Below are 10,585 nucleotides of genomic sequence, written 5' to 3' on the forward strand. Positions count from 1 at the left end.
GTAGGTTTGCGGGCATGACCAGTGATGGCGTTGCCGGCCAGGACCCGCCGGTCGAGAGCGATTGGCGAGAGAACAGGTTCTTCCGACGTCGTCCGTCCGCCGAAACTCTGGACTGGGTGGCCGCTTCCATGGGTCGAGGTAGTCGCGTCGTCGCCCACAGGCGGTTGACCGGCGGCGTCAACTCCGCTGTCCATCGACTGACAGTCGAACGACGCGGCACGCGAACGTTCGTGGTGCTGCGGCAGTACCCGGCGGGAAGCATCGCGCTTCGGGCCGCCATGGGGGAGGAGATCGCCAACCTCCAGGTGGTGGCAGGCAGCGGGCTTCCGGTCCCGACGATCCTGGCCGCCGACGTTGCTGGCGCTGCCAACTGCGGAGCGCCGTCGCTGCTGATGACACGCCTACCCGGCCACATTCACCTCGACCCGGCCGAGCGCCGACCGTGGATCGAGAGGATCGCCGAGTTCGCTGCCCGGCTCCATTCCGTCGACCTCCCGGCCCCGACCTTCCGAGCCTGGGCAGACTCCTGGATCACGCCTCGTGGCCAGTTCCAGGTGCCGGCCGGTGCGCAGAAACCTGCGGTCTGGAAAGCCGCCTTCGATGCCATGGAATCACCACCGCCTGAGGATGATGCCGTCTTCCTGCACTGCGACTACCTGCCCGTCAATCTGCTGTGGTCGCGCGGGAAGATCGCCGGACTCACCGACTGGAACAGCATTCACCGAGGGTCACGCGCAATCGATGTGGGGCAGTGTCGGCGGTACCTGGCGTCGCTCTACTCGCCCGACTGGGCGGAGGAACTCCGCTCGCTCTACGAGTCGATCGCCGGTGTCCCTCTTCACCCCTGGTGGGACCTGTACAGCCTTCTTCACCATGACGACGACGGACCGCAGTCCATCTCCCGCCAGGTTGCCGGTCGCCGCCCGGTCGACGTGTCGGGCATGACAGCTCGCGTCGAGATCGCCGTAGGGCAAGCATTGCGGCGCCTCGGCTGAACGCGGGCCGATGATTCCCATCGCGGCTCCGTTCGAGAATGCGTCCGTGCCGGGTGCGGACGCCCTGGCTCAGTCCTTGACGACGATCTCCTACGTCCTCACTTTCACCCCGGTGGTCGGCGCGCGCCAGGGAGAGGGCCGAGCCGGCAGTGCTCCGAGCAGAGTGCTGTGGCGCGACGGCCGGGTGGGATCGGGCCCCACCCGGCCGTCGCCCTCGAACAGACTCAGGCGTTGCGGTCGCTGACCCGCAGCGTGCCGTTGACGCTGTCGGGGAAGAATCCGCCCTCGCTCACCTGGGCCGGGTTCAGGTAGACGATGTTGAGCACCCGGCCCGGTGTCCGGCTGTAGGCGACGCCGTTGACGTCGGCCGGCACGAGGTTGGCGTCACCACGCTTGGTGATCCCCTGGTCCACGTCGGTCCTGCCGTCGAGGCTGTCCCGCGCGGTGGAGATGGCGTTGGCTGCCTCCGCGAGGCCCTTCTCGAACAGAGCGCTGCGGACCACCCCGGCGTGGTATGCCTCGACGGCGAGGATGCCCGCCGCCGCCTCCAGGTATGTCTTGTTGGTGATCAGCGGTGCGGCACCCTTGTACGCGGTGACGCCGACGTCCTCGAAGATGTAGGCACCGAGCAGGAAGCTCTCCTCGTCGGCGAACGGGTCGAAGGACTGGCCCGGGCCGATCAGACCGGCGGCCTGGGCGGCGGCCGTGAAGCTGTGCTTCAGGTCGATGTTGGGCTGTGCCGTCTTGGAGGCGCCGAGTGCTGTCCGGAGGAACCGGACGTGCGCCAGCTCGTCCCCGGCGATCTCCTCGGCGTACTGGCGGATCCGCTTGGACTTGAACGGGACCTTGGAACCACCGGTGACCCTGCCGATCGTTCCGCGTCCCCCGGTGAGCGAGCCGTTGATGCCCTGCCCCGTGGCGGCATAGGAGTAGAACTGCGCCTCCAGGTACTCCAGCTGGAGGGCGAAGTTCAGGATCGCGTCGTCGCTGATCCCCTGGTCCTCCTCTGCTGCGGCCGTCGCACGTGACGGCCCCTGGGCGAGGAGGGCGGCGCCGCCGATCACGCCGAGGCCGCCCACCCCCGCCGCCCGCAGGAAGTTGCGGCGGTCAGGCTGGTTCGCTGTGCTGCGGCCGATCATCTCGGCCACCATCTTCTTGCCGAACATCGTGTACCCCTTCACTGTGTGGATGGGACAGTGCGCGCCTGGGGAACGGCGACAAAGAAGACGTCGTGACCGCTTTGTCGGGTATTTCTGTGGGTCGATCTTCCGATGCCCCCAGGGGTGCGTCCTGGGTTCGGTGCCCGGGTGAATCCGGATTGGTCTCTCGGGCTCTTGCGAGGTGAAACCGTTTCATGATCCGAAACCGGCATGCCTTGCCCTTCATCGGTCCATACCATCGAGCCGGGGCGGAAATGGCTGCACACTCGCAATTGTTCGGATCCCCGAAAGTTGAACCATCGCTGATGTACAAATCCATTAGAAATGTCAATCGTGGCCCGTCCCGGGTGCGCATCCGATGAGTCTCGCCGCGACCTATGAGACCTGGGTCAGCGGACATATGCTGGAGATCAGGGATGTTCGGCAGGATCCCGCATTCGGCGGACGCGCGTGGGACACGACCGCACGTCCCACGCTGGTGACGGGCATCGACAGCGGGCCGGTCCGGGTCGAGGTCGGCCTCTTCCGAGCACCGCTCGACGTCGACGGTGAAGGGTGGGACGAGGCCGCCGAGGTCAGCGTCCTGGCCGGGCCTGGCGGCGTGGTCGTCGTGGGGATCGAGGACGGCGACTCAGGCGTCCCTCGGATCGGTGTGGGCGGTGGGCCGCACCGGCTCCGGGTCTACGCACGAGGCCGTTCCCTTGCTCCCGACGCGACCGTCTCGGCCGCGACCGAGACCTATCGCGTCGTGGCGTGGCCCGCGCCCATGGCCGTGCCCGCCGTTCTCGTGCGAAGGCGTGGCGCGACAGCCAACCTGGTGCAGTTCATCGGTCCCGGGGGTGCGGACGTCGTGGCCCTCGACGGGCTCGGCGGTGCCCAGCAGGAGCCGCGAGCGACATGACGAGCGCGGGGCGAACGCCGCCTCGTCAGGGCGCGAGCGGGAGGGCGAGCCGGGCGTCAAGGCCCCCGTCGTCGCGGGCGCGGAGCCGGAGGTCGGCGTGGTGATGCTCCGCGACGGCGCTCACGATGGTGAGTCCGAGCCCGGTGCCCCGTGTGGACGACGTCCGGTCCCGGCCCCCACGGCGGAAGGGGAGAGTGAGGGCCTCGACGGAGCCGGGGTCCAGCTCCGGGCCGCTGTTGGCGACCTCGACGACGGCGCTGCCGACGCTCGCCGCGACTCGCACTCGCACCCAGCCGCCTTCGACGTTGTGCAGCACGGCGTTGTGCAGCAGGTTGCCGACTGCGAGGGCGAGCAGATCGGCGTCGCCGGTCACGGTTGCCGGGTCCAGCGAGACCTGCCACGAGAGCTCCGCGGCCCCTTCGAGGTCGCGTGTCGCATCGACTGCTGCTCCGGTGATCTGTTCGAGCGCCACCGGAGCGAGTCGCGACGTCTCCGCGCCGGCCTGGACCCGCGCCAGCGTGAGCAGCGCGTCGACCGTACGTTGTGCGCGCTCGGCCTGGCCTCGGGCAACCTCGGCCGCATGTCGCAACGTGGCGGCGTCCGCGCCGGGATCGGCCAGCGCCACCTCGAGCACGGCGCGCTGGTTGGCGAGCGGCGTACGGAGCTCGTGCGACATCGTGGCCACGAGCCGGCGCTCGGACGCGAACGCTGCCTGGATCCGGTCGAGCAACGAGTCGAAGGTCTCGGCCATCTCGCGCAGCTCGTCGCGCGGCCCGTCGAGGTGGAGCCGCTGGTCGAGCGAGTCGGCCGAGAGGCGTCGTGCGCGGCTGGTGATGGTGTGCACCGGCCGCAGCGCCCGACCGGCGAATGCCCATCCCACCGCGACCGACACGCCGGCCATCAGAGCCAACCCGACCGCCGACCACACCAGGAAGCTGCGCAGCGTGGTGTCCACGGCGTCGGCGCGCTGTTCGTCGAGCGCCTCCCGCAACGCCAGCTCGTCGCCAGGGCGCATCAGCGGCAGCTCGGCCGGTTCGCCCTTGAGGACCACCGTGTCGGGCTGCGCCAGCTCCACCAGCAGATAGACCGCGGCCAGCAGCACTGCCGCAGACACGACCGCCACCACCGTGTAGGTCACGGTCAACCGCCATCGCACGCTGAGCCCGTCCAGGGCACGGCCGGTCGCGGTGCTCACCCGACCACCCGGTAGCCGACGCCGCGTTCCGTCCTGACGAGCGGCGGATCGCCGAGCTTGTTGCGCAGCCCCACCATCGTGACCCGCACCGCGTTGGTGAACGGGTCGGCGTTCTCGTCCCACACCCGGGCCAGCAGCTCCTCGGCCGACACCGGCGCGCCGTCGGCCCGCACCAGCTCGACGAGTACGCCGTACTCCTTCAACGTCAACGTCAGCGGCACCGGCTTCCCGGACCGTCGTACCTCCCGGCGAGCGGTGTCGATCTCGAGACCGGCGAACCGAAGCACCGGGCCGGTGGCACGGACGGTGCGTCGGCCCAGCGCGTCGACGCGGGCCAGCAGCTCGAGGAACGCGAACGGCTTGGTCAGATAGTCGTCGGCTCCCAGGTGCAGCCCGCCGACCTTGTCGTCGAGCGCACCGGCCGCGGTCAGCATCAGGATCCGTGCCGGATACCCGGAGGCGACCAGTCGCCTGCACACCTCGTCCCCGTGGAGCACCGGCAGGTCGCGGTCGAGCAGCACCACGTCGTACGGGTTCAGGCCGGCCAGCTCGAGCGCCCGCCCGCCGTCGACGGCGATGTCGGCGGCGTAGCCCGCTCGGCGCAACCCGAGCGCCACGGCCTCGGCCATCACGTCCTCGTCCTCGATCACCAAGACCCTCACCGCCACATCATGCCCGCGGCAATGTTTGGTCCGGATAAGCGAACCGCCAGAACGCGTGGTGCGCGCCAACGCCGGCTGAACGCGGCGTCCGCTGGAGTGGGGTGCGACCCGCCGACGAGGTGGGCGACCCAACCTGAGTGGAGGCATGCGATGACCAGGAAGATCGCGATGTGGGCGGGAACAGCCGTCACGGGCTTGTGCGGCATCGTGCTGCTCGGCGGCGGCAAGATCCACTCGGGAACGCTGCTGATCGTCACGGCCTTCGTCGCGGTGATCCTGGTCGGACGGACAAGGCCGCCCGTGTGGGTTCGTGTCGTGCTGCTCTGCGCGATCTACGGTGCGGTGATCGCCAACATCTCCACCACGGAGCTTCCGAGCTCCTCGGACACCAAGGTGATAGCGAGCAGTGAGAACGTCGCTCCCCCGTCGACGGGGTACAGGTTCCTGGATCAGCTGATCTACATCTCCAACAACTTCCTCACCCAGGCGGCACCCTCATGACGGTTTTCCCGCAGGTCTGTCGGCGTGTCAGTCCGGCTCGATGTATCCGGTGATCTCCCGACCTTGCCCGGTGTGGGTCGCCTTCGGTGCCAACGCCTCGTTCTCGGGCCAGTCGAGCGGGATCTCGGTGAAGTCCGCGCGGTCGAACTCGATGACCGTGCCGTTGTCCAGGGCGCTGTACTGCGACCGGTAGGGGTCGTCCACGATCCCCGTCAGCTGGTCGCCGTCCTGTTCCGTGACACGGACGTAAGGCGTGTCGGACCAGCCGGTCTCCGCGCTCCCGTCCTCGGAGACCTGGACGCGGACGACGTTGCCCACCCCGACGTGTTGCCGGATCTCGGGGTGCAGCTGCCCGCCCGACCAGTCGTATATGTCCTCTGACCTGGGTCGGAACACCTGGTAGTCACCATTCACGCGCACAGGCTAGCGGCCCGGTCATCACGCCGTGTTGCCCCGTTCCGTGTCCATACCGTTACTCTTGGGCTCGCCATGAACCTGACCCGCGCCGCCCGCTCGCTCCTCGCCGATCCCCGGCGAGAGATCATGAGCGTCCTGGCCGTCATGTTCCTCGTGCTCACCGTCGTGGGCGTGCAGCTGCTCTGCGGCGTCCACCTGGACGAGGCCGAGCACACCCACCCGGAGAGCGCCGTCGGGCAGTACGCGGCCTCTGCCGTGGTGTCCGCCGGGGCCGAAGGGGCCGCCGGCCACCACGGTGAGGACCCGAACCACTGCTCGGAGAACCGCACGGTGACGGCTCGGTACGACCGGTCCGTGTCGCCCTCCGCGGAGCTGGCCGGCGAGCCCGTCCTCGCCCTGCAGTGGCTGGTGCCCGACCTCGCGCAGCCCCAGCGCGGGACCGCCTCCGGCGTGGCCGTGGCAGCCGCCCCGTCGCTCCACGCCCTCGGGATCTCCCGGACGTAGACCGCCACATCCCGTCGACACCGCCCCACCTGGGGTGTCGACCGGTTTCGCGCGCCCCGAACCCGGGGCCGCGTGTGGTTCTACTCCGATCCGAAAGGTCCCAGCTTTCATGGAGCCCAGCTACACCCCCGACCCGGCCGTGCGCGGCCGTGGTCGCCACCGGGCGGTCCGCCCGGTCCTGGCCGACGTCGCCCGGGCCGCCACCGAGCAGGTCACCACGCTCGCCGGCCGCACGGCCGTCGCGGCCGCGGCCGGTTCCGGCGTGCTGCTGTCCCTGGTCGCAGCCCCCGCTCAAGCGGCCCCGGCATCCGCATCGGTCACCACGTCCCTGGCCGGCAAGTCCGTCCAGGGCGCCCTCAACACGGCAGACCTCAACGCCCTGGCGGCGCAGGCCAAGGAGTCTGTCGCCGCCGCGCCGGTCGTGACCGTGGCCAACGACGCCGAGCTGAGGGTCGAGAAGGCCGCCGTCTCGGTCGTCTCCGCGGCCGAGAATGACGAGTACCAGGCGCAGCTCGCCGCCGAGGCGGAGGCCGAGGCGGCCGCGGAAGCCGAGGCCGCCGCCGCGGAGGCAGCCGCGGCCGCGGTCGACCTCCCGGCCTCGGCGTCGAGCTCTGCCGTGGTGTCGATCGGCATGCGGTACCTCGGCGTGCCCTACCTGTGGGGCGGCTCGACCCCGGCCGGGATGGACTGCTCCGGGTTCACCTCCTACGTGTACGCCCAGGTCGGGGTCACCCTGCCCCGCACCTCGTCCGAGCAGCGGTACGCCGGGCCGGAGGTCTCGTGGTCCGAGGCGCAGCCCGGTGACCTGATCTGGTCGCCCGGGCACATCGCGATCTACGCCGGCGACGGCATGCAGATCGAGGCGCCCGTACCGGGCAAGACGGTGCGCTACACGCAGATCTGGCAGTCCAACCCGACGTTCATCCGCGTCCTCTGACGCACTCCGCGTGAGGGGCGGGCTCCGGCCCGCCCCTCACGTCCCCCAGCTTTCGACCCTGCCGATCCCCAGGAGAACCACCCCATGGCAAGACCGACGCGAGCACGCTCCAGACGGGGCCGACACAGCAAGGGCAGGCACTCCGCCGCGCCGAGTGGTGCAGGGTCCGCGGTCACGCGGCGGTGGCCGTTGAAGCTCGGGGTGGGGGTCGCTCTCGTCGCCACCATGTCGGTCACCGTGGCGACCGCGGGCGGGCCAGGAGGTGACACGCGCGACCGGCCGGGAGCCGCCGTCGCGCTGACCGACCCGTCGGCCGACGCGGTCGAGACCGCGCGCGACCGGGAAGGTGCCGCCTCGCGCAGCCAGGAGCGGGCACCACGCGGCACGGCCGACACCGGCGTCACCGTCCCCCAGGACGCGACGCTGCCCGGCGGGGAGACCGGGTCGGTGCAGGTCGAGGCCCCGCCCGTCCTGCCGGGCTGCGACGGCGAGGCGACGGGTGCGGGACTCAACGGTCAGGTGCCCGCAGACGAGCTGTGCGCCCTCTGGGACGGTTACCCGCCGGTCCGTGCCGATGCCGCCGTCGCGCTGGCTCGCCTGAACCAGGCGTACACCGAGCAGTTCGGCGAGGCGCTGTGCCTCACCGACGGGTACCGCAGCTACGCGCAGCAGGTCACGGCGAAGGCGCAGAAGCCGACGCTGACGGCGACGCCGGGCCGGTCCAACCACGGTTGGGGCCTGGCCGTGGACATCTGCGCCGACAGCTATGCCGGCGAGCGCTGGGACTGGCTCAAGGCCAACGGCCCGGAGCAGGGCTGGGACAACCCCGGTTGGGCGCAGGTCGGCGGCTCCGGGCCGTACGAACCGTGGCACTGGGAGTTCACGGAGGCCGTCGCGCAGGTCGACGGTCACTAGGGTCGGGAGCCTCTGCGATGTCCAAGGGGGCAGCGATGACCGTCCGAGACTTCGACTTCCATCCCGACGAGGACGACGTCCGGTGCTTCCGCGTGCCGGACGACGGCATCCTGGTGAACGACGCCGGCAGGTACGTGAGCCAGAGCCCGCAACCGGTGAACCTCGGGGGCACGGACGACAAGCTCGTCCTCCGGCATCTCGCGTTCTCGACCGAGTGGTTCAAGATCAACGCGACGTACGACCTGGCCGGCGACCTGATGGAGACGCGGCCGCCCGACGGCGCGCCGTTCGCGCTCAACTGCGACATCGCGACCCCGATGGTCCGGGTCGGCGGCGATGTCTCGGCGGTCGATCTCTTTCTCGACGTGCTCGTCGCCCTGGACGGCACCCACCGGCTCGTCGACGAGGACGAGTTCGTGCAGGCGTCGGCGTCCGGCCTGATCTCGCCGGCGGAGGCGCGCGGCGCGGAGAGCGGCCTCACCCGGCTGCTGGACTGGCTGCGGACGGGACGGCTCCACGAGCTGCTCGAGAACGTGTCGTCCGCACCGGTGACGACGGCGCCGGAGCCGCTGCCGGTCGGACGGACACCCCTGAGCGAGGTCCCGTCGGTCGCTCCGGGAATCCGGCCGAGCTGGTCGGGGACCGAGTAGGAAGGGCCCGGCTCTAGTCCGCCGCGGCCGCCTTCTTCCGCCGCCGCGCCCCCGCCGACCGCGGCGGCGTCTGGCGCATGTGGTCCCGCGCGCGGCCGAGGATGTCGGCGAGCGTCTCGACGTCCGCCCGGCTCAGCGGGGCGAACAGCAGGTCGTCGAGGGTGGCGACGTGACCGGGGAAGACGTCCGCGAGTACGGCCCGCCCCTCGTCGGTGATCGTGACGGTCACGCCGCGCTCGTCGTCCGAGGACTGCGACCGGGCCACGAGGCCCCGCTTCTCCAGCGTCTGTGCCTGGTAGGTGAGCCCGCTGCGGCTGTAGACGACGCCGTCGGCCAGATCGGTCATGCGCCGGCTGCCCGTGGGGGAGTCCCCGAGGGTCGCCAGGAGCTGGAACTGCACGTAGCTCAGGTCCCCGGCGTCCCGCAGCTGCTGCTCGACGGAGTGCTTCAGCAGGCTGCTCGCCTCGATGAGGGCGAAGTACACGCCCAGCTGCGTGGCATCCAGGGGCGGCGGGGTCGAGGTCACGTCCCCAGCCTAGCCAGGCTCGTGAATGCTTCCAACTCGAAACACTTGCTTCGAATTTGAAGCGGTGCTAGCGTGCTCGTCAGTTGCTTCGAATCCGAAGCAGTCGAACGAAGGGAACGACATCATGAAGGCAGTTCGGTTCCACGAGACGGGCTCCGCCGAGGTTCTGCGCTACGAGGACGCCGACCGGCCGGTGCCCGGCGCCGGCGAGGTGCTCATCCGGGTCGCCGGCTCGGCGTTCAACCCGGCCGACGGCGGCATCCGCGGCGGCTTCCTGCCCTTCCCCGTGGCGCTGCCGCACGTGCCGGGCTACGACGTCTCGGGCACGGTCGACGCGCTCGGCGACGGCGTGGAGGGCCTCGCGGTGGGCCAGGACGTCGTCGGGTTCATCCCGATGATCGCCGACGGCTCGGCGGCGCAGTACGTCGTCGCTCCGGCCGCGGACCTGGTCGCGGCCCCGACAGGCATCCCGCTGCCCGACGCCGCCGGGCTCCCGTCCGTGGCGCTCACCGCCTCGCAGGCGCTGTTCGAGGCCGGCGGGCTCCAGGCCGGTCAGCGGGTGCTGATCAACGGCGCCGGGGGACCGGTCGGCGGGTACGCCGTGCAGCTCGCCAGGCGCGCCGGCGCGTACGTCGTCGCCACCGCGAGCCCGCGCAGCGAGCGGGCCGTCAAGGCGGCCGGTGCGGACGAGGTGATCGACCACACGACCACCTCGGTGCTCGACGCGGTGACCGAGCCGGTCGACCTGCTGCTCAACCTGGCCCCGATCACCGCCGAGGCGTTCGCCGCCCTGGCCGCACGGGTCCGCGACGGCGGCGTCGTCGTCTCCACGACGCCGACCGTGACCACGCCCGGCGACGAGGGGCGCGGCGTGCGCGCCGTCACGGTCTTCCTGCATCCCGACGCCGACGTGCTCTCGGGCCTGGTCGCCCTCGTCGACAGCGGCGACCTGCACGTGGAGATCGCCCGGCGCGTGCCGCTGAGCGAGCTGCCGGAGATCCACCGGCAGGCCGACGCCGGGCAGGTCCACGGCAAGGTCGTCGCGGTCCCGCCCGCCGTCTGAAACCGAAGACCCGCAAGTCCCCTTTGAGGCCCGGGTTTCTTCGCTTTGACACAGGTCAAAGCGAAGAAACCCGGGCCTCAAAAGCTGGGCCTTCTCCACATCTTCCCGTCCCCCCGACCACCTCCTCTCGAGGGGGCTTTGGTTTTCTCTTGGAAGGGG

Annotated in this window: 13 protein-coding genes; 8 read left to right on the forward strand and 5 right to left on the reverse strand. The window is 70.7% G+C overall.

The features are described from left to right. Nucleotides 1-14: 14 nt before the first annotated feature. On the forward strand, nucleotides 15-995 hold the full coding sequence (locus ACFV9Q_RS20695; protein WP_377235947.1) for a phosphotransferase family protein: 981 nt from the start codon (nucleotides 15-17) through the stop codon (nucleotides 993-995). A 224-nt stretch (nucleotides 996-1,219) separates the two neighbouring features. On the opposite strand, the gene ACFV9Q_RS20700 is transcribed toward ACFV9Q_RS20695, so the two are convergent. Further along, on the reverse strand, nucleotides 1,220-2,161 hold the full coding sequence (locus ACFV9Q_RS20700) for a ferritin-like domain-containing protein (RefSeq protein ID WP_377235948.1): 942 nt from the start codon (nucleotides 2,159-2,161) through the stop codon (nucleotides 1,220-1,222). 472 nt (nucleotides 2,162-2,633) lie between these two features. Here ACFV9Q_RS20700 and ACFV9Q_RS20705 point away from each other — a divergent pair, with 472 nt between their 5' ends. After that, nucleotides 2,634-3,056, forward strand: a complete 423-nt coding sequence (locus tag ACFV9Q_RS20705) for a hypothetical protein (RefSeq protein ID WP_377235949.1) — start codon at nucleotides 2,634-2,636, stop codon at nucleotides 3,054-3,056. 25 nt (nucleotides 3,057-3,081) lie between these two features. Here ACFV9Q_RS20705 and ACFV9Q_RS20710 read toward each other — a convergent pair whose 3' ends face one another. Beyond that, on the reverse strand, nucleotides 3,082-4,251 hold the full coding sequence (locus ACFV9Q_RS20710) for a sensor histidine kinase (RefSeq protein ID WP_377235950.1): 1,170 nt from the start codon (nucleotides 4,249-4,251) through the stop codon (nucleotides 3,082-3,084). Continuing rightward, nucleotides 4,248-4,913: a response regulator transcription factor gene (locus ACFV9Q_RS20715; RefSeq protein WP_377235951.1), complete on the reverse strand. Its 666-nt coding sequence runs from the start codon at nucleotides 4,911-4,913 to the stop codon at nucleotides 4,248-4,250. Before ACFV9Q_RS20715 ends, ACFV9Q_RS20710 begins: the two co-directional genes overlap by 4 nt. Before the next feature lie 150 nt (nucleotides 4,914-5,063). Here ACFV9Q_RS20715 and ACFV9Q_RS20720 point away from each other — a divergent pair, with 150 nt between their 5' ends. Then, a complete protein-coding gene (locus ACFV9Q_RS20720; protein WP_377235952.1) occupies nucleotides 5,064-5,414 on the forward strand; it encodes a hypothetical protein in 351 nt (116 codons plus the stop codon). Between the two features lie 27 nt (nucleotides 5,415-5,441). Here the strand turns inward: ACFV9Q_RS20720 and ACFV9Q_RS20725 are convergent, their stop codons facing one another. Further along, entirely contained in the window at nucleotides 5,442-5,828 is a 387-nt protein-coding gene (locus ACFV9Q_RS20725; RefSeq protein WP_377235953.1) for a hypothetical protein, read from the reverse strand. A 75-nt stretch (nucleotides 5,829-5,903) separates the two neighbouring features. On the opposite strand from ACFV9Q_RS20725, the gene ACFV9Q_RS20730 reads away from it, so the two are divergent. The 4 genes from ACFV9Q_RS20730 (at nucleotide 5,904) to ACFV9Q_RS20745 (ending at nucleotide 8,837) form a co-directional block, all read left to right on the forward strand. Then, complete coding sequence (locus ACFV9Q_RS20730; RefSeq protein ID WP_377235954.1) at nucleotides 5,904-6,335, forward strand: hypothetical protein; 432 nt, start codon at nucleotides 5,904-5,906, stop codon at nucleotides 6,333-6,335. A gap of 109 nt (nucleotides 6,336-6,444) precedes the next feature. Further along, nucleotides 6,445-7,272, forward strand: a complete 828-nt coding sequence (locus ACFV9Q_RS20735) for a C40 family peptidase (RefSeq protein ID WP_377235955.1) — start codon at nucleotides 6,445-6,447, stop codon at nucleotides 7,270-7,272. 225 nt (nucleotides 7,273-7,497) lie between these two features. Continuing rightward, nucleotides 7,498-8,187: a M15 family metallopeptidase gene (locus ACFV9Q_RS20740; protein WP_377235956.1), complete on the forward strand. Its 690-nt coding sequence runs from the start codon at nucleotides 7,498-7,500 to the stop codon at nucleotides 8,185-8,187. 35 nt (nucleotides 8,188-8,222) lie between these two features. After that, entirely contained in the window at nucleotides 8,223-8,837 is a 615-nt protein-coding gene (locus tag ACFV9Q_RS20745; RefSeq protein WP_377235957.1) for a DUF402 domain-containing protein, read from the forward strand. A gap of 13 nt (nucleotides 8,838-8,850) precedes the next feature. On the opposite strand, the gene ACFV9Q_RS20750 is transcribed toward ACFV9Q_RS20745, so the two are convergent. Then, a complete protein-coding gene (locus ACFV9Q_RS20750) occupies nucleotides 8,851-9,363 on the reverse strand; it encodes a MarR family winged helix-turn-helix transcriptional regulator (RefSeq protein WP_377235958.1) in 513 nt (170 codons plus the stop codon). A 124-nt stretch (nucleotides 9,364-9,487) separates the two neighbouring features. Here ACFV9Q_RS20750 and ACFV9Q_RS20755 point away from each other — a divergent pair, with 124 nt between their 5' ends. Continuing rightward, on the forward strand, nucleotides 9,488-10,426 hold the full coding sequence (locus tag ACFV9Q_RS20755; RefSeq protein WP_377235959.1) for an NADP-dependent oxidoreductase: 939 nt from the start codon (nucleotides 9,488-9,490) through the stop codon (nucleotides 10,424-10,426). Nucleotides 10,427-10,585 lie beyond the last annotated feature (159 nt).

This window comes from Promicromonospora sp. NPDC059942 (assembly GCF_042731755.1).
In the GTDB taxonomy this organism is placed as follows: domain Bacteria; phylum Actinomycetota; class Actinomycetes; order Actinomycetales; family Cellulomonadaceae; genus Promicromonospora.

Excerpts from the sequence above, each read along its gene's own strand:
- ACFV9Q_RS20695 (WP_377235947.1), top strand. The coding sequence starts at position 15 with ATGACCAGTGATGGCGTTGCCGGCCAGGACCCGCCGGTCGAGAGCGAT.
- ACFV9Q_RS20700 (WP_377235948.1), bottom strand. The coding sequence starts at position 2,161 with ATGTTCGGCAAGAAGATGGTGGCCGAGATGATCGGCCGCAGCACAGCG.
- ACFV9Q_RS20720 (WP_377235952.1), top strand. The coding sequence starts at position 5,064 with ATGACCAGGAAGATCGCGATGTGGGCGGGAACAGCCGTCACGGGCTTG.
- ACFV9Q_RS20730 (WP_377235954.1), top strand. The coding sequence starts at position 5,904 with ATGAACCTGACCCGCGCCGCCCGCTCGCTCCTCGCCGATCCCCGGCGA.
- ACFV9Q_RS20735 (WP_377235955.1), top strand. The coding sequence starts at position 6,445 with ATGGAGCCCAGCTACACCCCCGACCCGGCCGTGCGCGGCCGTGGTCGC.
- ACFV9Q_RS20740 (WP_377235956.1), top strand. The coding sequence starts at position 7,498 with ATGTCGGTCACCGTGGCGACCGCGGGCGGGCCAGGAGGTGACACGCGC.
- ACFV9Q_RS20745 (WP_377235957.1), top strand. The coding sequence starts at position 8,223 with ATGACCGTCCGAGACTTCGACTTCCATCCCGACGAGGACGACGTCCGG.
- ACFV9Q_RS20755 (WP_377235959.1), top strand. The coding sequence starts at position 9,488 with ATGAAGGCAGTTCGGTTCCACGAGACGGGCTCCGCCGAGGTTCTGCGC.